The organism is Frigoribacterium sp. Leaf164 (assembly GCF_001423665.1).
Lineage (GTDB): Bacteria > Actinomycetota > Actinomycetes > Actinomycetales > Microbacteriaceae > Frigoribacterium > Frigoribacterium endophyticum.
This window is the reverse complement of record NZ_LMOX01000001.1, coordinates 643,287-667,460: the sequence shown is the minus strand read 5'-3', so window position 1 is coordinate 667,460 and position 24,174 is coordinate 643,287. Positions and strand designations below refer to the sequence as shown.

22 protein-coding genes and 1 tRNA gene are annotated in these 24,174 nt (G+C 73.8%); 5 read left to right on the top strand and 18 right to left on the bottom strand.

Going from position 1 to position 24,174, the window contains the following annotated elements; all coding sequences use genetic code 11:
* Window positions 1-36: 36 nt before the first annotated feature.
* The 5 genes from ASF82_RS03005 to ASF82_RS02985 form a co-directional block, all read right to left on the bottom strand.
* Entirely contained in the window at window positions 37-399 is a 363-nt protein-coding gene (locus ASF82_RS03005; protein WP_082514266.1) for an Rv3654c family TadE-like protein, read from the bottom strand.
* 25 nt (window positions 400-424) lie between these two features.
* Window positions 425-736, bottom strand: a complete 312-nt coding sequence (locus tag ASF82_RS03000; RefSeq protein ID WP_235491147.1) for a TadE family type IV pilus minor pilin — start codon at window positions 734-736, stop codon at window positions 425-427.
* Between the two features lie 36 nt (window positions 737-772).
* Window positions 773-1,084 carry a DUF4244 domain-containing protein gene (locus ASF82_RS15885; RefSeq protein ID WP_056053175.1) on the bottom strand — a complete coding sequence of 104 codons (312 nt, stop codon included), beginning with the start codon at window positions 1,082-1,084 and terminating at the stop codon, window positions 773-775.
* Between the two features lie 126 nt (window positions 1,085-1,210).
* The gene (locus ASF82_RS02990; protein WP_056053171.1) at window positions 1,211-2,155 is read right to left on the bottom strand and encodes a type II secretion system F family protein; all 945 of its coding nucleotides are present in this window, start codon (window positions 2,153-2,155) and stop codon (window positions 1,211-1,213) included.
* Window positions 2,156-2,214: 59 nt separating this feature from the next.
* The gene (locus tag ASF82_RS02985; RefSeq protein ID WP_082514265.1) at window positions 2,215-3,339 is read right to left on the bottom strand and encodes a TadA family conjugal transfer-associated ATPase; all 1,125 of its coding nucleotides are present in this window, start codon (window positions 3,337-3,339) and stop codon (window positions 2,215-2,217) included.
* A gap of 393 nt (window positions 3,340-3,732) precedes the next feature.
* On the opposite strand from ASF82_RS02985, the gene acs reads away from it, so the two are divergent.
* A complete protein-coding gene (acs, locus tag ASF82_RS02980) occupies window positions 3,733-5,715 on the top strand; it encodes an acetate--CoA ligase (RefSeq protein ID WP_082514264.1) in 1,983 nt (660 codons plus the stop codon).
* A 48-nt stretch (window positions 5,716-5,763) separates the two neighbouring features.
* Here the strand turns inward: acs and ASF82_RS02975 are convergent, their stop codons facing one another.
* A complete protein-coding gene (locus tag ASF82_RS02975; RefSeq protein ID WP_056053167.1) occupies window positions 5,764-6,234 on the bottom strand; it encodes a RidA family protein in 471 nt (156 codons plus the stop codon).
* Complete coding sequence (locus tag ASF82_RS15880) at window positions 6,234-6,395, bottom strand: hypothetical protein (RefSeq protein WP_185231838.1); 162 nt, start codon at window positions 6,393-6,395, stop codon at window positions 6,234-6,236. Before ASF82_RS15880 ends, ASF82_RS02975 begins: the two co-directional genes overlap by 1 nt.
* Window positions 6,396-6,445: 50 nt before the next feature.
* On the opposite strand from ASF82_RS15880, the gene ASF82_RS02970 reads away from it, so the two are divergent.
* The 3 genes from ASF82_RS02970 to ASF82_RS02960 all read left to right on the top strand — a co-directional run bounded on the left by ASF82_RS02970 (window position 6,446) and on the right by ASF82_RS02960 (window position 10,134).
* Entirely contained in the window at window positions 6,446-9,007 is a 2,562-nt protein-coding gene (locus ASF82_RS02970) for a transglycosylase domain-containing protein (protein WP_082514263.1), read from the top strand.
* Entirely contained in the window at window positions 9,004-9,954 is a 951-nt protein-coding gene (locus ASF82_RS02965) for a metallophosphoesterase (RefSeq protein ID WP_056055693.1), read from the top strand. Before ASF82_RS02970 ends, ASF82_RS02965 begins: the two co-directional genes overlap by 4 nt.
* Before the next feature lie 106 nt (window positions 9,955-10,060).
* Window positions 10,061-10,134: transfer RNA gene (locus ASF82_RS02960), tRNA-Pro, on the top strand.
* A gap of 207 nt (window positions 10,135-10,341) precedes the next feature.
* On the opposite strand, the gene ASF82_RS02955 is transcribed toward ASF82_RS02960, so the two are convergent.
* The 9 genes from ASF82_RS02955 to ASF82_RS02915 form a co-directional block, all read right to left on the bottom strand.
* Window positions 10,342-10,947 (bottom strand): thymidine kinase, encoded by a 606-nt coding sequence (locus ASF82_RS02955; RefSeq protein ID WP_056053161.1) that lies wholly within the window; start codon window positions 10,945-10,947, stop codon window positions 10,342-10,344.
* Window positions 10,947-11,696 carry a response regulator gene (locus ASF82_RS02950; RefSeq protein ID WP_082514262.1) on the bottom strand — a complete coding sequence of 250 codons (750 nt, stop codon included), beginning with the start codon at window positions 11,694-11,696 and terminating at the stop codon, window positions 10,947-10,949. Before ASF82_RS02950 ends, ASF82_RS02955 begins: the two co-directional genes overlap by 1 nt.
* Entirely contained in the window at window positions 11,683-12,825 is a 1,143-nt protein-coding gene (locus ASF82_RS02945) for a hypothetical protein (protein ID WP_056053158.1), read from the bottom strand. Before ASF82_RS02945 ends, ASF82_RS02950 begins: the two co-directional genes overlap by 14 nt.
* A complete protein-coding gene (locus ASF82_RS02940) occupies window positions 12,822-14,099 on the bottom strand; it encodes a sensor histidine kinase (protein ID WP_056053155.1) in 1,278 nt (425 codons plus the stop codon). Before ASF82_RS02940 ends, ASF82_RS02945 begins: the two co-directional genes overlap by 4 nt.
* Before the next feature lie 126 nt (window positions 14,100-14,225).
* The gene (locus tag ASF82_RS02935) at window positions 14,226-15,338 is read right to left on the bottom strand and encodes an Rv2578c family radical SAM protein (RefSeq protein ID WP_056053152.1); all 1,113 of its coding nucleotides are present in this window, start codon (window positions 15,336-15,338) and stop codon (window positions 14,226-14,228) included.
* 49 nt (window positions 15,339-15,387) lie between these two features.
* On the bottom strand, window positions 15,388-16,869 hold the full coding sequence (locus ASF82_RS02930; RefSeq protein WP_082514261.1) for a malate:quinone oxidoreductase: 1,482 nt from the start codon (window positions 16,867-16,869) through the stop codon (window positions 15,388-15,390).
* A gap of 115 nt (window positions 16,870-16,984) precedes the next feature.
* The gene (locus ASF82_RS02925; protein WP_056053149.1) at window positions 16,985-17,668 is read right to left on the bottom strand and encodes an SGNH/GDSL hydrolase family protein; all 684 of its coding nucleotides are present in this window, start codon (window positions 17,666-17,668) and stop codon (window positions 16,985-16,987) included.
* 67 nt (window positions 17,669-17,735) lie between these two features.
* Window positions 17,736-18,806, bottom strand: coding sequence for an aspartate-semialdehyde dehydrogenase (locus tag ASF82_RS02920; protein ID WP_056053146.1), 1,071 nt, complete (start codon window positions 18,804-18,806; stop codon window positions 17,736-17,738).
* Window positions 18,807-18,879: 73 nt separating this feature from the next.
* Entirely contained in the window at window positions 18,880-20,145 is a 1,266-nt protein-coding gene (locus tag ASF82_RS02915; RefSeq protein ID WP_056053143.1) for an aspartate kinase, read from the bottom strand.
* A gap of 134 nt (window positions 20,146-20,279) precedes the next feature.
* Between ASF82_RS02915 and ASF82_RS02910 the strand changes: the two genes are divergently transcribed.
* Complete coding sequence (locus tag ASF82_RS02910) at window positions 20,280-21,086, top strand: DUF1206 domain-containing protein (protein ID WP_056053140.1); 807 nt, start codon at window positions 20,280-20,282, stop codon at window positions 21,084-21,086.
* A 24-nt stretch (window positions 21,087-21,110) separates the two neighbouring features.
* Here ASF82_RS02910 and recR read toward each other — a convergent pair whose 3' ends face one another.
* Together recR and ASF82_RS02900 are read right to left on the bottom strand one after the other, a co-directional pair.
* Window positions 21,111-21,710, bottom strand: coding sequence for a recombination mediator RecR (gene recR, locus ASF82_RS02905; RefSeq protein WP_056053137.1), 600 nt, complete (start codon window positions 21,708-21,710; stop codon window positions 21,111-21,113).
* Window positions 21,711-21,713: 3 nt separating this feature from the next.
* Complete coding sequence (locus ASF82_RS02900; RefSeq protein WP_056053134.1) at window positions 21,714-24,146, bottom strand: DNA polymerase III subunit gamma and tau; 2,433 nt, start codon at window positions 24,144-24,146, stop codon at window positions 21,714-21,716.
* Between the last annotated feature and the right edge of the window lie 28 nt (window positions 24,147-24,174).

Sequence of the window (24,174 nt, the reverse complement as noted above, 5' to 3'; positions counted from 1 at the left end):
CAGGCACACCATACACACACGCGGCGGGCGGCCACCTCACGGCGGGAGCCCGGGAGGCACGGTGCCGGTCGGCGGCGGACCCGCCGTCGCGGAGGCCCCCACGACCACCCCGGCGAGGCTCGTCGTCACCCTCACGGTGACGACCAGCTCGTCGACGCGGCAGCTCGTGAGGACGACGCCGTTGGCCGTCGCGAGGGCCCCGGCCCGGTCGCAGGGCGACCCCGCGACCAGACCGGCGGCGACGTCGGCCGCCGCCAGCGCCGCGGCGTCGGCGGCTCCGCTGACCCGGCTGCGCTCCGCCAGGGCGCGCCCGCCGCCCACGACGGCGACGGCGAGCACGACGACCCCCACGAGGACGGCCACGACCAGGACGGAGGCGGCCCCCTCGTCGCCGGGCACGGGGCCCGGCGCCCTCCCTCCCACGTCAGCCCCCGAGCGCCGGGGCGCAGCTGCGGGAGGTCAGGACGACGACGCCCGTGAGCGGGCCCGCGTCGACCGGTCGGCGGAGGACCACGCAGACGAGCCCCTCGCCCTCGGTCGACTGCACCGCGGCGCCGGGCGCGAGCTGCCCGAGCACCGCCGCGGCCCGCCCGCCGTCGCCGCGGGCCGTCTGCCGGGCGGTGACCGCCGCCGCGTCGGCGAGGCGGATCGACTGCGCGGCGGCGGCCGACGCCCCGACGACCAGCGCGAGGAGGAGCAGGACGGCGGGCAGCACGACCGCGAACTCGACGGTCACGCTCCCCGCGTCGTCGCGGAGCCCGCGGGGCACCCGTCAGCCCACCGACAGGGCCGACCGCACGAGGTCGCTGAGCACGGCCCGCACCTCGTCGCTGCGCATCACGGCGAGCAGCACGCCGGCGAAGCCGACCGCGGCCATGATGACGATGGCGTACTCCGCCGTCGCGGCGCCGACCTCCGAGCGCAGGTGCGCGACGAGTCGCCGGAGCCGCGGTGCGGCCCGGGGAACGTCAGGCCCGCCCGGTCGGAGCGCGGCGGACGACCTGGCGGGCGCGGACCCGCCCGCGGGCGCCGAGCAGCGGCCGGGCGCCGAGCAGCGGGTGACGGATGTCTGGGCAGTGGTCATGAGGTCCTCTTCTTCTCGTCGTTCGCCGACCCGGCCGGGTCGGCGGGCCGCCGCGGCGACCTGGTGCGAGTGTGCGGCCTCCCCGGGCCCGGCCCTCGGGCGGGGACGCCGGCCTGGGGAGAGGGATCACAGGACGCCGGCGGTGGAGGAGACGAGTGCCGCGACGAGCGGGACGACCCCCACCAGCAGGAAGGCCGGGAGGACACAGGCCCCCAGGGGGAGCATCAGGGTCGACCCGAGCCGCGCCGCCGCCGAGCGCGCCGTGGTGGCGGCCTCCAGCCGCTCCTCCACGGCGGCGGCCCGGAGGAGCTCGGCCGCCGGCGCGCCCGCCCGCCGGGACAGCTCCAGGACGGCGGCGCCGTCGTCGTCGCCGGACGGCCCGTCGACGAGGCACTCCTCCACGGCTCGGGCCACGAGCGCCACCGCCCCCTGCCACGAGCCGCCTCCCGCGAGCGCGACGGCCAGCAGCTCCAGCCGCAGGCCGGGCACGTCGCCCGGCGGCGTCGCTCCGCGGACGAGACGGGCGTTCCAGGCCCGGGCGGCGGCGACCAGGGCCCCGCCGCCCGCCAGGCACGCTCCGCCGAGGGGCGAGACCAGCACGGCCCCCGCGTCGACGCCGGAGCCGAGGGAGAAGAGGAGGCCGACCACGGGGAGCCCGAGCACGATCCGCGCGGCGGCGCGGGGGCCGGCGAGCGCCACCTCCACCTCGTGGCGCACCTCCTCGGACTGGCGCAGGGCGCGGGCGAACGACCGGAGGCAGTCCGCCAGGGGCGCTCCGCTCTGCTCGGCCACACGCCAGGCGCACGCGACCTGACGCCACTCCCTGTCCGCGCGGAGCCCGTCCGGGACGCGGGCGAAGGGCCTGCTGCGGAGGGCGTCGAGGAGGGCGACGGAGACCGGTGAGCCGCGGGCTGCCTGCGTGCCGACGCGCTGCGCGACGGCAGCCACCACGGCGTGGCGCTCTGACCCGGCGAGGTGCCGCCAGGCCGACGCGGGGGCCACTCCCGCCCCGAGCAGCACGGCGGTGCGCTCCAGGACGACGGCGACCGCCGTGGGCGGTGCCCTCCGCACCGGTCGACCCGGCTCGACGGCGACCGCCCCGTCGTGCCGCCTCAGGGGCCGCCTCCGCCTCACGGCTCCCCCGCCGCGCGGAGGCCCGCCCGGGCGACGAGCTCGCCCGACGGGCCCAGGGCCAGCGAGCCGATCTGCGCGAGCCGCCGACCACCGTCCCGGCGCTCGACGTGCAGCACGGCGTCGACGGCGCTGACCGCCTGCCGGGCGAGGGCCGACGGGGCCAGGCCGGCGACGGCGCCGAGGGCCTCGAGCCGGGCGGGGACGTCGGCGAGCCCGTTGGCGTGCAGCGTCCCGGCTCCGCCGTCGTGCCCGGTGTTGAGGGCCGACAGGAGGTCGCGCACCTCCACGCCCCGGCACTCCCCCACCACGAGCCGGTCGGGACGCATCCGGAGGGCCTCCCGCAGCAGGCGCGCGGTGTCGATGCCGCCCACGCCCTCCAGGTTGGGCTGTCGGGCCTCGAGCGAGACCACGTGCGGGTGCCGGAGGCGCAGCTCCGCGAGGTCCTCGATCAGGACGACGCGGTCGCCCGGGTCGGCCGCAGAGAGGAAGGCCGCCAGGAAGGTGGTCTTGCCCGCCCCTCCCGCGCCGGTCACGAGGACGTTCGCGCGCGTCTCCACCAGCCCCCGCACGACGGCGTGGTCGCCCGGTGCGAAGAAGCCGGCGGCCGCGAGCTCGTCGAGGCCGAGCGGCTCGGGGCGAGGCAGCCGGACGGAGAGGAGGGTGCCCGTCGTCGAGACGGGCGGCAGCACGGCGTGCACGCGCACGCCCCCCGGCAGCCGCACGTCGACGCAGGGCGTCGCCTCGTCGACGTGCCGCCCGCCCCGGGCGACGAGCCGGGCGGCCAGTGAGCGCACGTCCCCCTCGGAGAGGTGCACGCGAGGGTCGGGGCGGGCCCCCGCGCCCCGGTCGACCCAGGTGCCCGCGCCTCCGTTCACGAACACGTCGGTGACGTCGTCGTCGAGCAGCGCGCTGAGCGGCCCCAGGTCGTGGCCGACCGCGCTTACGTCTGCCTCGCGGTGCGCGGAGGCTCCCCGGGCGGCCTCGACCTGTACCCCGGAACGGCCCGACGTACCCCGATCACGACCCCGCTTCCCGGGCACGTCGGGGACGTACCGCCCCGGCGGCCACCCGCGGGTGAGGTCGGGGTGACTCCGGGCTGCTCCACGATCGGTCTCGTCCATCCGCCGACGCTAGCCAGCGGCGGCCACCCAGACAGATCAGTGCACGCCGACCCCGGAACGACTTCGTTCGGAGCGTCCTGGGGAGGGACGACGCCCCGGCCACCCGGGGGCGACGACCGGGTTAAACGAGAGGGGCGGCACCAGTCGGGGGGAACGGGTGCCGCCACGGCAGTGCTGGATCGGGGGGAATCGCTCGCACTGCCTGCCAGGACGAATCCCGACGTGCATCACTGTACCCCAGCTACCCGCTCGGACGCCACGGGTGAGGCCGATCCGTCTCGGTGTGTCGCAGCGCCGGTCGAGGTGCCGGGCGCGCCTGCGGCGTCCGGCCGCCGGAGTAGGGTCGGCGCGACGGCCCCGGCCGCCGCACCGCGACGACGCGAGAGGACCGACATGACCGACGGCACCGCCCCCTCCACCCCCACCGGTGACGACCACGGGGCGGCCGCCTCCCCCGGCCTGGTCATCCCGCCCTCCGCGCAGTTCGTCGAGGAGGCCGCGGCGGGCCCGGAGCTGGCCGCGGCGGCCGCCGCGGACCGGGAGGGCTTCTGGCTGCGACAGGCCCACGAGCGCCTCACCTGGCACCGCCCTCCCGCCGAGGCGCTCGACTGGACGGACGCGCCCGTCGCCCGCTGGTTCGCCGACGGAACCCTCAACGTGGCCTACAACTGCCTCGACCGGCACGTCGAGGCCGGCCACGGCGACCGCGTCGCCCTGCTGTGGGAGGGCGAGCCCGGCGACAGCCGTGCCGTCACCTACGACGAGCTGACCCGGGAGGTCAAGCGCGCCGCGAACCTGCTCGCGTCGCTCGGCGTCGGGGCGGGCGACCGCGTCGTCGTCTACCTGCCCCAGATCCCGGAGGCGGTGGTGGTCATGCTCGCCGTCGCCCGCCTCGGCGCCGTGCACTCCGTCGTCTTCGGCGGGTTCAGCGCCGAGAGCCTCCGTGCCCGCATCGACGACGCCGGGGCGACCGTCGTCGTCACCGCCGACGGCGGCTGGCGACGGGGAACGGTGTGGCCCCTGAAGCCCGCCGTCGACGCCGCGCTCGCCACGGGCGGGCCGTCGACCGTCCAGACTGTGCTCGTCGTGCGCCGCGGCGGCCAGGCCGTCGACTGGGTCGAGGGCCGCGACCTCTGGTGGCACGAGGCCCTCGACGGCGTCGGCGACGAGCACGTCGCGCAGCCCTTCCCGGCCGAGCACCCGCTGTTCATCCTCTACACGAGCGGCACCACGGGCCGACCGAAGGGCATCCTGCACACCTCCGGCGGCTACCTGACCCAGGTCGCGACGACCCACGCGACGGTCTTCGACCTCCGCCCGGCCACCGACGTCTGGTGGTGCACCGCCGACGTCGGCTGGATCACCGGCCACAGCTACGTCGTCTACGGGCCCCTCGCGAACGGCGCGACGCAGGTCCTCTACGAGGGGACCCCCGACTCCCCCGCTCCCGGGCGCTGGTGGGACATCGTCGAGAAGTACGGGGTGACCCTCTTCTACACGGCCCCGACGGCCATCCGTGCCGCGATGAAGGCCGGGCGGCAGCTGCCCCTCGCCCGCGACCTCTCGTCGCTGCGTCTGCTGGGCTCCGTCGGCGAGCCCATCAACCCCGAGGCCTGGCTCTGGTACCGCGAGGTGGTCGGCTCGGGCCGGACCCCCGTCGTCGACACGTGGTGGCAGACCGAGACCGGCGCGATCATGGTCTCGCCGCTGCCCGGCGTCACGGCGACCAAGCCCGGGGCCGCGCAGACGCCGGTGCCGGGCGTGGTGGTCGACGTGGTCGACGACGACGGGGCACCCGTCGGCCCCGGCGGCAGCGGGCTGCTCGTGGTCACCGAGCCGTGGCCGTCGATGCTGCGCGGCATCTGGGGCGACCACGAGCGCTACGTCGAGACCTACTGGGGGCGCTTCGGCGACCGGTACTTCGCCGGCGACGGCGCTCGTCGCGACGACGACGGCGACATCTGGCTGCTCGGGCGCGTCGACGACGTGATGAACGTGTCGGGGCACCGGCTCTCGACCGCCGAGATCGAGTCGTCGCTCGTCGCCCACCCCTCGGTCGCCGAGTCGGCCGTCGTCGGGGCGGCGGACGAGGCGACCGGGCAGGCCGTCGTCGCCTTCGTGGTGCTGCGCGACGGCGCCCGCGGCGCCCAGGCCCCCGAGGAGGCGGTGGTCGCCCTGCGGGAGCACGTCGCGCGCCAGATCGGCAGCATCGCCCGACCGCGCACCGTCGTGCTGGTCGACGAGCTGCCCAAGACCCGCTCGGGGAAGATCATGCGGCGCCTGCTCCGTGACGTCGCGGAGGGCCGGGAGGTCGGGGACACGACCACGCTCGCCGACGCGACCGTGATGAGCGCGATCAGCGCCGGCCTGCGCTGATGCCCACCGGGCAGGGCTCCCGGTCGGGAGCCCTGCGGCCGGGCGGGGTCAGGCGACCTCGAGCACGAGCTCGACCTCGACCGGGCTGCCGAGCGGTAGCGCGGCGACGCCGACGGCGCTGCGAGCGTGGCGGCCGGCCTCGCCGAACACCCGGCCCAGCAGCTCGGAGGCGCCGTTGATCACACCGGGCTGCCCGGTGAACGCCGGGTCTGACGCGACGAAGCCCGTCACCTTCACCACCCGGACGACCTCGTCGAGCGAACCGAGCACGGTCGCCGCGGCGGCCAGGGCGTTGAGCGCGGACCGTGCTGCGAGGTCACGGGCGGCCTCCGGCGTCACCAGCCCGGGGGCCTCGCCCACGACGCCGGTCGCCGGGAGGGCGCCGTCGACGAACGGGAGCTGGCCGGCCGTGAACACCAGCTGGCCGCTGCGGACGGCGGGGAGGTAGTCGCCCGCGGGGGCGGCCACGGCGGGGAGCTCGAGGCCGAGCTCGGCGAGGCGAGCGGCGACGTCGGCCATCAGGCGCCCTGCGGCTTCTCGCGCTTGAACCAGGCGACGGGGCCGCCCTCCGGCCCCTGCGTGACCTGCACGAGCTCCCAGCCCTCGCTCCCCCAGTTGTTCAGGATCGCGGTGCTGTTGTGCACCATGAGCGGCGTGGTCATGTACTCCCAAAGGACCATTTGTGGTTCCTATCAGCTCGGATGTCGTCGGTGTCACTTACCCTGATCTTATGTCTGCCCAAAAATCGAAGCCCACGTCCGTCGTCGGGGCGCTCTTCGGATTCGTCGGCTTCAGCGTGCTGGCCGGCCTCCTCGTCACCATCGGCGTGACGCCGGCGATCGCCGTGGCGGGCATGACCGCCTCGAGCTCGATCGGGGTCTTCGAGTCGATCCCCGAGTACATCGAGATCGGCAAGCTGTCCCAGCGCAACACGCTCTACGCCAAGCAGGGCGGGCAGGACGTCCCCTTCGCGACCCTCTACAGCGAGAACCGCGTCGAGCTCAAGTGGGACCAGGTCTCGGGCAACCTGAAGAACGCCGTCCTCGCCGGTGAGGACCGCCGCTTCTACGACCACGGCGGGGTGGACGTCACGTCGCTCGTGCGCGCCGCGGCGGGGTCGCTCGGGGGCGGCGAGCTGGGGGCCAGCGGCGGCGGGTCGACGTTGACCATGCAGCTGGTGCGCAACATCCGCATCGCTCAGTCGCAGCAGCTCGACACGCAGGAGGAGCGCGACGCCGCCTACAAGGAGGCGACGACGACCACGCTCGACCGCAAGCTCGAGGAGATGAAGTTCGCCATCGGGCTGGAGAAGAAGTACTCCAAGGACGACATCCTGCTCGCGTACCTCAACATCGCGTACTTCGGCGACCAGACCTACGGCGTGCAGGCCGCCGCCCAGCACTACTACAACAAGTCGGCGCTCGACCTGACCGTCGAGGAGGCCGCGAGCCTCATCGCCATCGTCCAGTACCCCGACACCCGCAACCTCTCCACTCCGGAGAAGTACGAGGGCAACAAGGCTCGACGCGACGTCATCATCAAGTCGATGAAGGCCGAGGGCTTCATCGATGAGCCGACGATGCAGGCGGCCCTGGCCGCGGACATCGCGAGCTACGTGCACCTGACGACGCCGACGCAGGGCTGTGCGGCCGTCACGGCAGCCGGAGCCCAGTACTTCTGCGACTACGTGAAGAAGAACATCAAGAACCTCGCCGTCCTGGGCTCCTCGCCCGAGGAGCGCGAGAAGAACTGGGCAACCGGCGGCTACAACGTCTACACGACCCTCGACCTCGACCTCACCGCCAGCGCCAAGGAGAAGGTCGACCGCTACGCCCCGGCGAGCGAGACCCGGCTCCAGCTCGGCTCGGTCGTGAACACCGTGGAGGCCGGCACGGGCCGTGTGCTCGTCATGGCGCAGAACACGACGTTCTCCGAGGTGGCGTCCGAGGACCGCACCCAGACCTCCGTGAACTTCAGCACCGACCAGCAGTACGGCGGCTCGGGCGGCTTCCAGCCCGGCTCGACCTACAAGCCCTTCACCCTGATCGACTGGCTCGAGCAGGGCAACGGCGTGAACCAGTCCGTCAACGCGACTCCCCGCACCTTCCAGCTCACGGCGGACGGCCGTCCGACCGTGCGCTGGACGCCGAAGAACGACGCGGGCGAGAAGCCCGGGAGCATGACGGTCGCCGCGGCCACCGCGCAGTCGATGAACACGGCGTACGCGGCGATGGCCTCCCAGCTCGACCTCGCCGACATCGCCGGGGTCGCCGAGAAGCTCGGCGTGCACCGCGCCGACGGGAACCCGCTGGCCTACGAGAACCCGTCGTCGATCCTCGGCTCGAACGAGGTCGCCCCGCTCACGATGGCCACGGCCTACGCCGCGATCGCGGCCGGCGGCAAGTACTGCGAGTCGATCATCGTGGACAACATCAAGGACTCCTCGGGTGCCGACATCGGCGGTCAGCCCCAGGCCTGCACCCAGGCGCTGGACCCTGACGTCGCCGCCGGCGCCGCCAAGGCGATGTCGGGCCTCTGGACGTCGGGCACGGCCGTCGGCGGCCTGCCTCGCGACGGCATCCCCGAGATCGGCAAGACCGGCACCACCGACGACAAGGACCAGATCTGGATCATCGGCGCGTCCACCCGCGTCGCCACGGCCATCTGGCAGGGCAACTACGACTTCACCGGCGGCAAGAAGAGCCTGCGTGCCTACTCGTCGCCCGTGCAGCCCCGCAACGGCAGCTACGCGAACGCACGGTCGGCCTTCTTCCGTGAGGTCCAGACGGTCAACAACGCCGCGTACCCGGGCGGCGCCTTCGTGGCCCCCTCGAACGCCGTCCTCCGGGGCACCGGGGTCAGCGTGCCCGACCTCGCCGGCAGCACGCCCGCCGCCGCCCAGACGCTCCTCCGCAGCACCGGCCTGAAGTACGAGGACGGCGGTGTGCAGGCGTCGACCCTCCCGGCCGGCCAGGTCAGCGGGTCGGACCCCGCCGGCGGCACGCTCGTCGCCAAGGGTTCCACGGTGCGCGTCTTCACCTCCGACGGCTCGCTGGCCACCACCGTCCCCGACCTCGTGGGCCAGGACCTCAAGGGCGCCGGGGCGACCGTGGCCGGAGCCGGCTTCACCACCGCGCTCGGCGTCTCAGGCTTCACCGCCGGGGACGGCAAGAACCAGTGCCGGGTCGCGAGCAGCGACCCCGCCGCGGGGACGTCCGTCGCGAAGGACACCGCCGTCTCCGTCGTGCTCTACGGCGGCAAGGACGGCAACGACCCCGGAGGGTGCTCGTGAGCCCCCTCTCTGCCGGACGCCTGACGGCCGCGACCGCTGCGGCGGGCGCGGCCGTCGGCCTGGGAGCGTTCGCGTGGGGCGCGCTCGTCGAGCGCAACCGCTTCACCGTGCGTCACGAGGTGCTCCCGATCCTCGAGGCGGGGTCGCGCTCGCTCACCGTCCTCCACCTGTCCGACCTCCACCTCGCCCCGTGGCAGTCGGAGAAGCAGGAGTGGGTCCGCGGGCTGTCGGTGTACGAGCCGGACCTCATCGTGAACACGGGCGACAACCTGGGGCACGCCGACGCCCACACCGCGCTCGAGTACACCCTCGAGCCCTTCCGCGGCGTGCCGGGCGTCTGGGTCAACGGGTCCAACGACTACTACGGTCCCGTCCCCAAGAGCCCGCTCCAGTACTTCGCCGGGCCGAGCAGGCCGCACCGGGCCCCGGCACCGCTCGACGTCGACCGCATGGAGGCCTTCTTCGCCGACCTGGGCTGGCTCGACCTGAACAACACCGCACGCGCCCTGGAGCTCCGGGGCAACCGGCTCGAGCTCTTCGGGGTGAACGACGCCCACCGGGGCTGGGACCGCCTCGACCGCCTCCCCGGTGCCCTCGACGACCTCCGCGAGAACGTCGGCTGGCAGGACGACCGGGGCGGGCCGGACCCCATCGGCATCGGCGTCACGCACGCGCCCTACCAGCGCGTGCTCAACTCGTTCGTCACGAACGGCGCCGACGTCATCTTCGGCGGCCACACGCACGGCGGTCAGGTGCGGGTGCCCGGCTACGGCGCACTCGTGACCAACTGCGACATCCCCCGCAGCAAGGTGAGCGGGCTGACGACCTGGAGCCACGCACGGCGCACCGCGCACCTCGAGATCTCCGCAGGGCTCGGCACGTCGATCTACGCCCCCGTGCGGTTCGACTGCCGCCCCGAGGCGGTCGTCGTGACGTTGACCGCCTGACTCGCTCCCCCTCGGTGCCCACCGCCCCGCGGTGGCACGCGGAGCCCGATTCATCCGCTATCCTTGTACACGTTGCTTCGACCGGCAGAGATGCCGATCGAGATGACGGGGTGTGGCGCAGCTTGGTAGCGCGCCTCGTTCGGGACGAGGAGGTCGTGGGTTCGAATCCCGCTACCCCGACACGACAAAAAAGCTGGACCCTAGGGTCCAGCTTTTTTGTCGTTCTGTGCTTTCTTCACGACGCTGAAGGGCAGGCGGGGGCCTACGGGTCCAGCCTTCCTGTCGTTCTGTGCTTTCTTCACGACGCTGAAGGGGAGGCTGGGCCCTACGGGTCCAGCCTCCGGGCGTGCCGTGCCCCTCCACGGGCAGCGGGAGGCGGGGGCCGGGTCAGGCGAGGCGGCCGCTGCTCTCGGCCAGGTAGCAGGCGCCGCAGAGCGACTCGTACGTGACCTGCTCGCCGTCGATCGCGACCTGGTCCCCGTCGAAGACGAACCGGTCACCGACCTTGCGCGCGTTGAAGACGGCCTTCCGTCCGCAGCGGCAGATCGTCTTGAGCTCCTCGAGGCTGTGCGAGACCTCCATCAGGCGCCGGCTGCCCGGGAACGCCAGCGTGCGGAAGTCGGTGCGGATGCCGTAGGCCAGCACGGGCACGTCCTCCAGCACGGCGATGCGGAGCAGGTCGTCGACCTGCCCCGGCGACAGGAACTGCACCTCGTCGACGAGCAGGCAGGCGAGGTCGGAGCCGGTCTCGTCGCGCACGCGCGCCCGCTCGGCACAGAACACCGACAGCACGTCGTCGCCCGGCGCGAAGGTGACGTCGACGGTCCGGGTGACGCCGAGCCGTGACACGACCGCGTCGTCGCCCTTCGTGTCGACCCGGGGCTTCGCCAGCAGCACGCGCTGGCCGCGCTCCTCGTAGTTGAAGGCCGCCTGGAGCAGGGCCGTGCTCTTGCCGCTGTTCATGGCCCCGTAGCGGAAGTAGAGCTTCGCCACTACTGGAGGTAGCCGTCCTCCGCCGCCCGACGGATCAGCTCGCTCTTCTTGCTCGCCGGTCGGTTGGCCTTGGCGTACTTCTCGCGCACCCGGCGCAGGTAGGTCTTCGCCGTCTCGTACTGGACGTTCATCTGGGCGGCGACCTCGTTGGTGCTGAAGCCCGAGACGTAGAGCCGGAAGGCCTCGGCCTCGCCGGCGCTCAGCTTGGGTCGGCTCTGGTTGGTCGCGCCGACCGGCAGCGGCCGCCAGTCCCGCTGCGGCGACGAGTCGCGGGCGACGCCCATCACCTGGCGCGCGGCGTCCATGACCTCACGCATGGGCAGCGACTTCGACAGGAACGCGCTGGCCCCGGCGTCGAGGGCGCGCTCCCGCGACTCCCGCGTGTCGAGGCTCGACAGCACGACGACCTTGGCGCCGGCGGCCCGGCAGGTGCGGACCCGGGCCTCGATCGAGACGGGCTCCTTGAGCTGGAAGTCGAGGAAGACGAGGTCGGTCGGGAAGTTGTCGCTGTGCACCAGCTGCAGCCAGGTGTGCGCCGTGAGCACGAGGTCGAAGTCGTACGCGTTGACGTTGATCCAGCTCGAGAGGCTGTCCAGGAGGACCTCGTGGTCGTCGAGGATGGCGAGGCGCACCCGGCGGGTGGCGGGCGTCTCGTCGCCGGGGCCGACCGTGCTCCACGACGGGGCGGCGGCGGGCCTGCCGAAGCCCGGGCGGAGGGACGAGCGGCCGCTCGACTCAGTGCTGGTCATAAGAAAACCTTAGTGTCAGGAGGGGGGAGGTGGCGTCGACCTGCAGGTCGCCGAAGACGATGCGGAGCACGGCGAACCACGGTGCGAAGCGGCGGCGGACGACGAACTCCCCCACCGTGGTCGGGACGCTCACGAGGGCCTCGACGCGCTCGTCGACCCGTCGGAGGTCGACCCGCACGTCGTCGGCCTGGACGCCGTCCCGCTCGCCGAAGGCGACGAGCAGGGCGCGCAGCGACGTCCTGTGGTCCGGGGTCATCGCGGAGGCGACGAAGTCGGGGTCGACGACGATGCCCGAGACCCCGCTCGTCGGGCTGACGAAGAGGTGCTCGAGCCACGACCGGTCGGCCTCCGCCACCATCGACACCCGGAGCTGGTCGGCGATGTCACGGGCCCGCTGCGCATCGGCGGCCGTCACCGCCCCCCGGTCGACGAGCGACGAGAAGAACGGCACGACGTCCCTGTTGAGGATGGTGACGCGGTCCTGCTGCACCGACCGGGCGATGCTCGCCCGCAGCTCGTCGGCGCTGGCGCGCCGGAAGGTCGTCGCGCGGTCGATCCACCGCTCGACCAGCAGCGTGAAGGTGCGGGAGAAGGAGGCGGCGGCCGCGGAGAGCGCCACGACCGGCACGACGGCGACGACGACGAACGTCGTGGTCGGCACGGCCGTCACGAACCAGGGCCGTTCGAGCAGCACGACCACGGCCACGACGACCGCGACGACGAGGCCGGCGACGAGGATCTCGGCGGCGGGTCGGTAGGGGGCGACGCCGAGCAGCAGGACGCCGACCGCGAGCGACGACCAGTCGTCGCGCACGAGCTCGTTCTGCCCGAGGAGACCGAGCGCCTCGAGGGCGACGGCGGCACAGGAGAGCACGACCACGGCCACCAGGGAGCGACGCCGGAACGGCGCCCGGAGCGGGCTGGCGGAGAGCACGAGCACGAGGCCGGCCGCCGCCAGGGCCGCGACCGCGCCCACGGACGCGGCCGGGTCGACGATCTCGTCACGACCGCTCAGGGTCGCCGACACGGCCACGGCGAGCGCCGCGACGACGGTGATCAGCGACACGGGACGGGAGGCCAGGGCCCCCACGGGGTCGACCTGCTGCGGGGTCCGCTCGCGGTCGCTCATGCGGCGTCGCCCGTCCGGTCGTCCGAGCGCGCGACGTCCGACGCGCCCTCGGCGCCGGGCACCGGGACCGTGTCGCCCGGCTCGTCGGGGCCGGTGGCCGGGACGCGGATGACGACGGAGGTGCCGCTGCCGGGCGACGACCAGACCTGCGCCGAGCCCCCGACGCGCTCCATGCGCGCCCGGACCGAGTTGCTGAGGCCGAGCCGGTCACGGGGCACCGCGTCCTGGTCGAAGCCCGCACCGTCGTCGATGACCATGACCGAGAGCTCGCCGCCGTCGCCGTAGACGACGACCTCCGCGCGGCGCACCCCGCTGTGCTTCTCGACGTTCGTCAGGCACTGGGTCACGGCCAGGCCGAGCGCCTGGCCCACCACGGGCGCCAGGCGGGCCACGGCCGCGACGTCGCCCGTGACGCCGATCTCCAGCCCCCGGGCGCGCCCCTGCTCGACAGCGCGGGCGAGCTGGCTGTCGTCCCACTCGGCCGTCGCGGCGTCGACCCCGGGCGGGGCGGGGTCACGCAGCCACTCCTGGCCGACGAGCGTCTCGAGGTCCGCCGCCATCGACGAGGCGAGCGACGGGTCGAGCCTGCCGGGGCCCGCGGTCGCGACGGCGGCGAGGTGGTTGAGGACGGTGTCGTGGACGAGCGCCGCGGCCTGCTGCTCCATGTCGTGACGGATGCTCTGGAGCTGCTGGTCGACGGCGGCGCGGTGGATGCTCGGCTGGGCCCGCCGAGCCCGGTCGCGGGCGACGAGGGCGTAGCCGAGGGTGGCGACCACGACGGCCCAGGCCACCACCGTCGTCACGTCGACCTTCGGGGCGGACCCGGTCTGCCAGGTCGCGAGCTGGGTGGCCACCTCGCCGAGCACGAGGCCGCCCGTCGCCCAGGCGATGCTGTGACGCGGGCGCACCCCGCTCGCCCCCACCATGACCAGGGCGATCTTGGGGAGCGAGAGCGAGAAGGCGTCGGAGGCCTGGATCGACGGGACCTGGGCGAAGAGGGTGAGCGCGTACCAGTAGAGGCAGGCCGAGCCGAGGACAAGGTAGGCGGCGTAGCTCGTGGCGCTGCGGTAGGTGGCGACGACGAGCACGAGCGCCGCCATCGTCACGACCGCGACCAGGGCGGGCCACAGGATGAGCGACGGCATGCCCACCTGGTTGCTCACCAGCAGGAGGGCCGCGCCGGCGAGGACGACGCACGCGATCACGTGACAGGAGCGCGCGAGCGCGCGACCGGTGCTCTGGGGAGCGAGGTGGGCGGGCAGTCCGAGCAGCACCGTGCCTCCTTCGCTCCGTGGCTGGCCTGATGATCATGCCAGAACACGGACCAGCTCATGTACCCCGTTATCTGGGGCCACCCCCGGATCGACTCGGAGGAGGGTCGTGATCTGTGCCCCGGTCGCTCAGAAGAGCCGGGGATGCGCGGAGCGTGCCCCGCCGGGGAGCTCCTCGGCCAGGAGCGACCGGGGAGCCGACGTCGGGGTGAGGTTCATCAGCCGCAGCGACTGCTCCGCGTCGTCGAGCGCCCGCGACCGGGTCGTGCCGGTCGAGGGGTCGGCCTCGCCGCGCTGCAGCCCGTGCTGGGCCAGCAGGGGCCGCATCCGCCCCGCGAGCCAGCGGCGGTACCCCGTGGGCGCGTAGGTGCCGTGCGCGTAGAGCTCGCGGTACTTGCTCAGCAGCTCCGGGTGCTCGCGCTCGAGCCAGGCGAAGAACCACTCCTTGACCCCGGGCTTGAGGTGCAGCGCGCTGTAGAGCACCGTGGTGGCCCCGGAGTCGCGGACGGCCTCGAGCGCCGTGGCGAGGTGTTCGCGCGTGTCGGTGAGGTACGGCAGCACCGGCATCATGAAGACGGAGCAGCGGAGGCCCGCGTCGGTCGCCGCCCGGACGGTGGCGAGGCGCGCCGCGGTCGTGGGCGTGCCCGGCTCGATCGACTGCTGCAGCTCGTCGTCGTGGACGGCGACGGACATCGCGATGTCGACCGGCACGTGCTCCGCCGCCTCCGCCAGCAGCGGCAGGTCGCGGCGGAGGAGGGTGCCCTTCGTGAGGATGCTGAACGGCGTGCCCGAGTCGGCGAGCGCCGCGATGATGCCCGGCATGAGGCGGTAGCGCCCCTCGGCCCGCTGGTACGGGTCGGTGTTCGTGCCGAGCGCGACCGGGTGGCGCTGCCAGGACGGCCGGGCGAGCTCACGGGCCAGGACCTCGGCCACGTTGATCTTGACCACGATCTGGCGGTCGAAGTCGTCGCCGCCGTCGAGGTCGAGGTACTCGTGGGTCGGCCGCGCGAAGCAGTAGACGCAGGCGTGGCTGCAGCCCCGGTACGGGTTGACCGTCCAGCCGAAGGGCAGGGCGCTGTCTCCGCCGGGCACGCGGTTCAGCGCGCTCTTGGCGTGGATCTCGTGGAAGGTGACGCCCGCGAACTCCGGCGTCGTGACCGAGGCCACGAGGTTCGACAGCTTGGCGAGCCCGGGCAGGGCCGAGTCGCTCTCCGTCGCCATCGCCTGCCCGCTCCACCGCATGCGTCCATTAGAACACACGTTCGATCGGGCCGGGACGCCGGCGACGGGGTCAGGCGTGGATGCGCAGCGCCTCCGCGGTCGCGCCGAGGGTGGCGGCGGCCCGCTGCTCGTCCGTCGCGACGGACTCCCCGTAGGTCGGCACGAGCCGCCGGAGCACCGGGGTCCAGCCCGCGATGCGGTCGGGGAAGCAGCGCTCCAGCACGTCGAGCATGATCGGCACGGCCGTCGAGGCGCCCGGCGAGGCACCGAGGAGGCCGGCGATGCTGCCGTCCGCCGCGGCGACGACCTCGGTGCCGAACTGCAGCACCCCGCCCTTCTGTGCGTCGCGCTTGATCACCTGGACGCGCTGGCCCGCGGTGATGCGGTACCAGTCGGCCGGGTCGGCGTCGGGCATGAACTCGCGCAGCGCCTCGAACTTGGTCTCCTTGCTCGCGGCCAGCTGGCCGACGAGGTACTTCACGAGGCCGAGGTTGGCGAGGCCCGCCCGGATCATCGGGTAGAGGTTGTGCGGCCGGATCGACATCACGAGGTCGAGCACGGAGCCGTTCTTGAGGAACTTCGGGCTGAAGCCGGCGTAGGGCCCGAACATGAGGCTCGCCTCGCCGTCGACGATGCGGGTGTCGAGGTGCGGCACCGACATGGGCGGCGACCCGACGGCGGCCTTGCCGTAGACCTTCGCCCGGTGCTTCGCGACGACCTCGGGGTCGTCGGTGCGGAGGAACTCGCCGCTGACCGGGAAGCCGCCGAAGCCCTTGATCTCGTCGATGCCCGACTTCTGCAGGAGGTGCAGCGCGCCTCCCCCGGCCCCCACGAAGACGAAGCGGGCGTCGACCGTCGTGGGCGTGCCGCCGACCTGCTTGCGCATCTTGATGCGCCAGGTGCCGTCGCCGAGCTTCTTCAGGCCCGTCACGCGGTGGTCGAGCTCGAGGCGGGCGTCGTTCGCCTCGAGGTGCTCGATGAGCAGCCGGGTCAGCGCCCCGAAGTCGACGTCGGTGCCGGCCTCGATGCGGGTCGCGGCGATCGGCTGCCCCTTCGAGCGGCCGGGGATGAGCACGGGGGCCCACGACCGGATGACGGAGGCGTCGGTGCTGAACTCGAGACCGCGGAAGAGCGGGTGGTCGCGCAGGGCCTCGTGGCGCTTGCGCAGGTACTCGACGTTCTTCTCGCCCCAGACGAAGCTCATGTGGGGCGTCGACGAGATGAACGCGGACGGGTCGGGCAGGGCGCCCTCGGCGACGAGGTGCGACCAGAACTGCCGCGAGACCTGGAACTGCTCGTTGACCTTGACGGCACTGCTGATGTCGATCGTGCCGTCGGAGCGCTCGGGCGTGTAGTTCAGCTCGCAGAGTGCGGAGTGGCCGGTGCCCGCGTTGTTCCAGGGGTTGCTCGACTCCTGGGCCACCTCGCCGAGGGCCTCGTAGATCTGGATCGTCCACGTCGGCTCGAGCTGCTTGATCATCGCGCCGAGGGTGGCGCTCATGATGCCCGCCCCGATCAGGGCGACGTCGACTGGCTTCGGTGCATCGGTCACGGCGTCAGTCTAGGCCGACGCGCGCACGGCGGGGCGAGCGGCCCCGGGGAGCCAGCGCAGGCCTCTCGACGTCGAACGACCGCCGACGACCCCGCCGGTCGGTGCCCGAGCCCGGTCAGAGCCCGAGCCCGGTCAGCGCCTCGTCCATGCGCCGCGCCAGCTCGGCGTAGCCGTCATCGTTCGGGTGCAGCCCGTCGGCTGCCATCCACTCCGGGTGGCCGGTCAGCCACCGCGAGGCTCCGGGCACCTGGTCGGCGTCGATCTCGTCGGCTGCCTCCCGCACCCACCCGGCGATGACGTCGACGCTCTCCGGCCGCTCGTCGGTGTACCAGAACGGCTCGACGACGACGATGCGCGCCTCGGGCAGGGCGTCGTCGAGGCGGTGCAGGTCGACGCCGATCTGCTCGTGGATCTCGTCGGCGCTCCTGTCGTACGAGAAGGCGTCGTTGAGCCCCATGGTGACGATCACGATGTCGGGGTCGGCCGCGATCACCTGGCCCGGCAGGTCGCCGCCCTCGAACGACGTCCGGTTGTTGACGAAGCCCAGGCCGTTCACGCTCTCGTTGTGCTCCCGCCAGCCGCGCTCGGCGCTGACGACGGTCGACCACCGCTTCGACGGATCGCTCGCGCCGGTGCCCAGGGTGTACGAGTCGCCGTAGAAGGAGACGACCGGCCCGTCTCCCTCCGGGACGCCGGCCCGGCCGTCGCCGGCCGACGGCGCCGCGGGGTCGGGCGCGCAGCCGGTGAGGACGAGGAGGGACGCCGCGACGGCGACGAGGGAGCGGGCGAGACGGGTCACGCTCGCTGTTCGGAGCGCAGGAGGCGCGGGTTCGGTGCCCCGCGCCTCCCGCGCTCCCCTGCCGGGCTCAGGCGGCGGCGAGGCGACGGGCCGCGACGATCTCCGCGATCTGCACCGCGTTCAGGGCCGCGCCCTTGCGGAGGTTGTCGTTGCTGATGAAGAGGGCGATGCCGCGGTCGCCGGGCACCCCTTCGTCTTGCCGGATGCGGCCCACGTACGACGGGTCGGAGCCCGCCGCCTGGAGCGGCGTCGGCACGTCGGTCAGGACGACGCCGGGGGCGTCGGCGAGGAGCTCCTTTGCGCGGGCCGCCGTGAGGGCGTCGGCGAACTCGGCGTTGATCGACAGCGAGTGGCCCGTGAAGACCGGCACGCGCACGCAGGTGCCGCTGACGCGGAGGTCGGGGCGCTCGAGGATCTTGCGGCTCTCGTTGCGCAGCTTCTTCTCCTCGTCGGTCTCGTCGAGGCCGTCGTCGACGATCGAGCCGGCGAGCGGGATGACGTCGAAGGCGATGGGGCGCACGTAGACGGCGGGCTCCGGCATCTGCACCGCGCCTCCGTCGTGGACGAGGCCGGCCGTGTCGCCCTCGAGGGCGGCGCGCACCTGGCCGAGCAGCTCGTCGGCGCCGGCGAGGCCGCTGCCGCTGACCGCCTGGTAGGTGCTGACGATCAGGCGCTCGAGGGTCGCCTCCGCGTCGAGGACCTTGAGGACGGGCATCGCGGCCATCGTCGTGCAGTTCGGGTTGGCGATGATGCCCTTGACGGCCTGGTCGATCGCGTGCGGGTTCACCTCGCTGACGACGAGCGGCACCTCCGGGTCCATCCGGAAGGCGCTCGAGTTGTCGATGACGAGCACGCCCGCGGCGGCGAAGCGCGGGGCGTGCGCCCGGCTGCCGGTGGCGCCGGCGGAGAAGAGCGCGATGTCGAGGCCCGTCGGGTCGGCGGTCTCGACGTCCTCGACGACGACGTCGACGCCGCGGAACGACAGCGTCGTGCCGGCGGAGCGCGCCGTCGCGAAGAAGCGGATCTCACGGAGCGGGAAGTCCCGCTCGTCGAGCAGCGTCCGCATGACCTTGCCGACCTGGCCGGTGGCACCGACCACGCCGACGCGCAGCCCCCGCTCGCTCAGGGTGTCGGACATGTCGTGCTCCTTCGTGACGGGTGGTGCGGGGACGGGGGCGGGGCGGAGGCGTGGGCTGGGCCGGGCGGCGCGGTCAGCGACCGGTGCCGGCCCAGACGACGGCCTCGACGTCGCCGTCGAGCTCGAACGCGGTGTGGACGACGCGGAGGGCGTCGGCGAGCGTGTCGGCCCGGGTGACGACCGAGATGCGGATCTCGCTGGTCGAGATCATCTCGATGTTGATGCCGGCCTCGAAGAGGGCCGTGAAGAGACGGGCCGAGACGCCGGCGTTCGTCCGCATGCCCGCGCCGACGAGCGCGAGCTTGCCGATCTGGTCGTCGTACTGCAGCGACTCGAAGCCGATCTCGGCCCGGTCGGACTCGAGCGCCTGGAGGACGGTCGCGCCCTCGGACTTCGGCAGCGTGAACGAGATGTCGGTCCGGCTGGTCGACGCCGCCGAGATGTTCTGCACGATCATGTCGATGTTGGCGCCGGTCTTGGCGACGGTGCGGAAGATCTGCGCGGCCTTGCCGGGCACGTCGGGCACGCCGACGACCGTGATCTTGCCCTCGCTGAGGTCTCCGGCGACGCCGCTGATGATGGGCTCTTCCACGTTCTCTCCCTCTTTCGGGTTGACGACCAGCGTGCCCTCGCCGTTGTGGAACGACGAGCGCACGTGCAGGGTGACGCCGTGCCGCCGGGCGTACTCGACGGCCCGGATGTACAGCACCTTCGACCCCGCGGCGGCGAGCTCGAGCATCTCCTCGCTGGTGATGCGGTCGAGCTTGCGGGCCTTGGGCACGACGCGGGGGTCGGCGGTGAAGATGCCGTCCACGTCGGTGTAGATCTCGCAGACGTCGGCGTCGAGCGCCGCGGCGAGCGCCACGGCCGTCGTGTCGCTGCCGCCCCGGCCGAGGGTGGTGATGTCGCCGGTCGTGCGGTTGAAGCCCTGGAAGCCCGCGACGATCGCGACCGACCCGGCGTCGAGCGCGTCGCGGATGCGGCCGGGCGTCACGTCGACGATGCGGGCCTTGCCGTGCTGCGCGTCGGTGAGCATGCCGGCCTGGCTGCCGGTGTACGAGCGGGCCTCGACGCCGAGGCTGCGGATGGCCATGGCGAGCAGGGCCATGCTGATGCGCTCGCCCGCGGTGAGCAGCATGTCGAGCTCGCGGCCCCCGGGGATCGGCGTGACCTCGTGCGCGAGGTCGAGCAGCTCGTCGGTCGTGTCGCCCATGGCGCTGACGGCCACGACGACGTCGTTGCCCGCCTTGCGGGTCTCGACGATGCGCTTGGCCACGCGCTTGATGCTCTCGGCGTCGGCGACGGACGACCCGCCGAATTTCTGCACGATCAAGCTCACGGGGACTCCAGGGACGGGTACGAGGGGCCGCTCGCGGCGGGCGGGGCCCGCGCGGGCGTGGTCCGATCCTAACGGCGCGGGCGCCGTGTGACGTCGCGCGGCCCGCGACGCCGCGCTCCCCGTACGGTGGGGGCATGCCCGACACCGACGACGCCCGCGGAGCCGCCTCGCGGGTCCAGGACAGCCGCGCCCTCCAGACCCTCGCCCGCGTGGGCTTCGCCATGAACGGCGTCCTGCACGTGCTCATCGGCGGCATCGCCGTGGGCATCGCCTTCGGCGGCGGGGGCGAGGCCGACCAGGGCGGCGCCCTCGGCCAGCTCGCCGCTCAGCCCGCCGGGGCCGTCGTGCTCTGGGTGATCGTCGTCGGCCTCTGGGCCCTCGGCCTGTTCCAGCTGCTCGAGGCCGCGCTGGTGCGCGGGACGGACGGGGAGGCGTGGGGCGCGCGGGCCAAGGAGGGCGGCAAGGGCGTCGCGTACCTGGCCGTCGGCGCAACCGCGTTCACCTTCGCCCGGGGCGGCTCCTCCGACAGCTCCGACCAGACCGAGTCGCTGAGCGCACGCCTGATCGCGACGCCCGGCGGCGTCGTGCTCCTCGTCGTGCTCGCCCTGGCGATCGTCGCCGTCGGCGTCTACTTCGTGGTCAAGGGGGTCAAGCAGAAGTTCCGCCAGGACCTCGTCGTGCCGTCGGGCAGCGCCGGGCGGGCGACCGTCGGGCTCGGCGTGGCCGGCTACGTCGCGAAGGGCGTCGCCCTGGCCGTCGTCGGCGTGCTCTTCGCCGTGGCGGCGATCACCTCCGACCCCGAGGAGGCCAGCGGGCTCGACGGGGCCCTGCGGTCGCTGGCCGAGCTGCCGTTCGGCACGGTCGTGCTCACGGCCGTCGCGGTCGGGCTCGTGGCGTTCGGCCTCTACAGCTTCGTCCGGGCCCGCCGCGCCCGGCTCTGATCGCCGGGCGCGATCGGCCGCCGGCTACTCGCCGACGACCCGGCGCCCCTCGAAGGCACGACCGAGGGTGACCTCGTCGGCGTACTCGAGGTCGCCGCCCACGGGCAGGCCCGAGGCGAGCCGGGTGACGCGGAGCCCGAACGGGGCGAGCATCCGCGAGAGGTACGTCGCGGTGGCCTCGCCCTCGAGGTTCGGGTCGGTCGCGATGATGACTTCCTGGACGGTGTCGTCGGCGAGGCGCTGCACCAGCTGCCGGATGCGCAGGTCGTCGGGCCCGACGCCGTCGATGGGGCTGATCGCCCCGCCGAGCACGTGGTACAGCCCGCGGAACTCGCGGGTGCGCTCGATCGCCTGGACGTCCTTCGCCTCCTCGACGACGCAGATCGTCGCGGGCGACCGACGCGGATCGCGGCAGATCACGCAGGTCTCCTGCTCGGTCACGTTGCCGCAGACCTCGCAGAACCGCACCTTCGTCTTGACGTCCACCAGCAGCTCGGAGAGCCGCGTCGTGTCGAACGACTCGCTCTGCAGGATGTGGAAGGCGATGCGCTGGGCCGACTTCGGCCCGATGCCCGGGAGGCGGCCGAACTCGTCGATCAGCTCCTGGACGATTCCCTCGTACACGGGCTACTCGCTTCTCTGAGGCGTGACGCGGGGGGCGACCGTCTCTTCTTCGATGAACTGGGCCCCGAGGATCTCGCGCACGACGGCCTCGCCGTAGCGCGAGCCGTTCGGGATGCCGCGGCGCGGGTCGCCGGCGGCGGCGCGGCGGGCGGCCGCGGGCGGACCGGCGGGAGTCGCGGGTCGGCCCTCGGGGACCGGCCCGGTGCCCGAGGCGGCCGGCGCCGTGCGCGCAGCGGCGGCCTCGGCGGGCGGGGGCGCGGCGTCGACGGTGGGCACGCCTCCCGGGGGCTCCTCGGTGATGTGCTCGGGCTCGTCGGGCTCCGGCGGAGCCGACTGCGGGATCGGGGCGACGTCCCAGCCGGTGACCGGGTCGGACGACGTCGCCCGCGTCGGAGCCGCGGCGGGGCGGCGGGGCGGCGCCGCCGCGGCCGTCGGAGCCGTCGGTGCCGGGGCGGCGGGCGCCTCGACGGGCTCCGCGGAGCGGGTCGGCGCGGGCGCGGCGACGGGCGCCTGGCGGCGAGCCGGAGGTTCGACCGGAGCGGCGGGGGCGGGAGCGGCGGCAGCAGGAGCGGCGGCAGCAGGAGCGGGAGCAGGCGCGTCGACGGGCGCGGACGCCACGGGCGTCGCCGACGCACCCGTGGGGGCGCCCGGGGCGTCGGTCGGGCCCTCGACCCGGGCGATGTACTTCACCTTGACGCCGAGCACGTGCTGGATGGCGCGTCGCAGGTGCTCGCTCACGCCGTCGCCGGCGCCCTGGGGCTTCTTGAAGCTCTCGACGTCGTGCGCGCTCGGGAAGGTCAGCGTCAGCACGTCGTCGGCGAAGGCCTGCACGGTGGCCGTGACGACGACCATCCACGCCGTCCGCTTCGACTTCTCGACGACCTCGACGATCTCCGGCCAGGCGTCGCGCAGCTGCTGGAGGCTGACCGGCCCGACCGGCGACGAGGCGCGCTCGGGCTCCGGCGGCACCGCGTTCTCGACGGCGGGGGCCTGGGCCCAGGCCGCGGAGTGCGGAGCGCTCGGCGGTGCCGGCTCGCTCGCCGCGGCGCCGGCGCCCTCCCGCGCGGCGGGTGCGGCCGCGGGTGCCACCGACGACCAGGCCTCGGCCGCCGAGGCGGGCGACGACGCCGAGGACGTCGACGCCGAGGACGACGCGGCGGGCGCCGACTCGACCTGGCCGGGCGCGGACGCTCGCGGCGCTGCCGAGGCCGTGCCGCGGGCGGTGGGCTGCGACGACGCGGGCGCCGCGGCCCGCGGGGCCTCCGCTCCCCCGTCGACGCCGACCCGGCGCTCCAGCCGCTCGACCCGGGCGAGGGCGCCGCGGGTGGTCTCGTCGGACTCCGGCACGAGCACGCGCGCGATCATCAGCTCGAGGTGCAGGCGGGGCGAGGTCGCCCCGGTCATGTCGGTGAGGGCGCGGTTCACCACGTCGGCCGAGCGCGAGAGCTCCGCGGCGCCGAACGCGTGCGACTGGGCCGTCAGCCGGTCGAGCTCCTCCGGCGTGACTCCGCGCAGCACGGCGGCGGCCCCCTCGACGGTCGCGCCGACCACGATGAGGTCGCGGAGGCGCTCGAGGAGGTCCTCGACGAAGCGACGGGGGTCCTGGCCGGTCTGCACGACCCGGTCGACGGCGGCGAAGGCCGCCGCGCCGTCACGGGCGCCGAGGGCCTCGACGACGTCGTCGAGCAGGGAGGCGTGGGTGTATCCGAGCAGCGCCACGGCGCGCTCGTAGTCGATGCCGCCGTCGTCGCTGCCCGCCATCAGCTGGTCGAGCAGCGACAGGGTGTCGCGCACCGAGCCTCCCCCGGCCCGGACCACGAGGGGCAGCACGCCGGGGGCGGCGGCGACCTGCTCGCTCGCGCTGAGCTCCTGGACGTACTCGAGCATCTGCGCCGGGGGCACGAGGCGGAAGGGGTAGTGGTGCGTGCGCGAGCGGATCGTGCCGATGACCTTGTCGGGCTCCGTCGTCGCGAAGATGAACTTGACGTGCTCCGGCGGCTCCTCGACGACCTTGAGCAGCGCGTTGAACCCCTGCGGGGTCACCATGTGCGCCTCGTCGAGGATGAAGATCTTGAAGCGGTCGCGGGCCGGAGCGAAGACGGCGCGGTCACGGATGTCGCGGGCGTCGTCGACGCCGTTGTGGCTCGCCGCGTCGATCTCGATCACGTCGAGCGATCCGCCGCCGTCGCGCGCGAGCTCGACGCAGGAGGGGCAGACGCCGCACGGGGTGTCGGTGGGGCCCTCGGCGCAGTTGAGGCAGCGGGCGAGGATGCGGGCGGACGTCGTCTTGCCGCAGCCGCGCGGGCCGCTGAACAGGTACGCGTGGTTGACGCGGTCGGTGCGGAGCGCCGTGCGGAGCGGGTCCGTCACCTGCGACTGCCCGATCAGCTCGGCGAAGTTCTCTGGCCGGTAACGGCGATACAGGGCGGTGACCACCCCCCAAGAGTAGCCGCCGCCACCGACA

Coding starts and splice junctions, on each gene's coding strand:
- ASF82_RS02935 (WP_056053152.1), bottom strand. CDS start 15,338: ATGCGGTGGAGCGGGCAGGCGATGGCGACGGAGAGCGACTCGGCCCTG.
- ASF82_RS02975 (WP_056053167.1), bottom strand. CDS start 6,234: ATGGCCGACGTCGCCGCTCGCCTCGCCGAGCTCGGCCTCGAGCTCCCC.
- ASF82_RS15885 (WP_056053175.1), bottom strand. CDS start 1,084: ATGACCACTGCCCAGACATCCGTCACCCGCTGCTCGGCGCCCGGCCGC.
- ASF82_RS02985 (WP_082514265.1), bottom strand. CDS start 3,339: ATGGACGAGACCGATCGTGGAGCAGCCCGGAGTCACCCCGACCTCACC.
- ASF82_RS02910 (WP_056053140.1), top strand. CDS start 20,280: ATGCCCGACACCGACGACGCCCGCGGAGCCGCCTCGCGGGTCCAGGAC.
- ASF82_RS02920 (WP_056053146.1), bottom strand. CDS start 18,806: ATGTCCGACACCCTGAGCGAGCGGGGGCTGCGCGTCGGCGTGGTCGGT.
- ASF82_RS02950 (WP_082514262.1), bottom strand. CDS start 11,696: ATGACCAGCACTGAGTCGAGCGGCCGCTCGTCCCTCCGCCCGGGCTTC.
- ASF82_RS15880 (WP_185231838.1), bottom strand. CDS start 6,395: ATGGTCCTTTGGGAGTACATGACCACGCCGCTCATGGTGCACAACAGC.
- ASF82_RS02945 (WP_056053158.1), bottom strand. CDS start 12,825: ATGAGCGACCGCGAGCGGACCCCGCAGCAGGTCGACCCCGTGGGGGCC.
- acs (WP_082514264.1), top strand. CDS start 3,733: ATGACCGACGGCACCGCCCCCTCCACCCCCACCGGTGACGACCACGGG.
- ASF82_RS02970 (WP_082514263.1), top strand. CDS start 6,446: ATGTCTGCCCAAAAATCGAAGCCCACGTCCGTCGTCGGGGCGCTCTTC.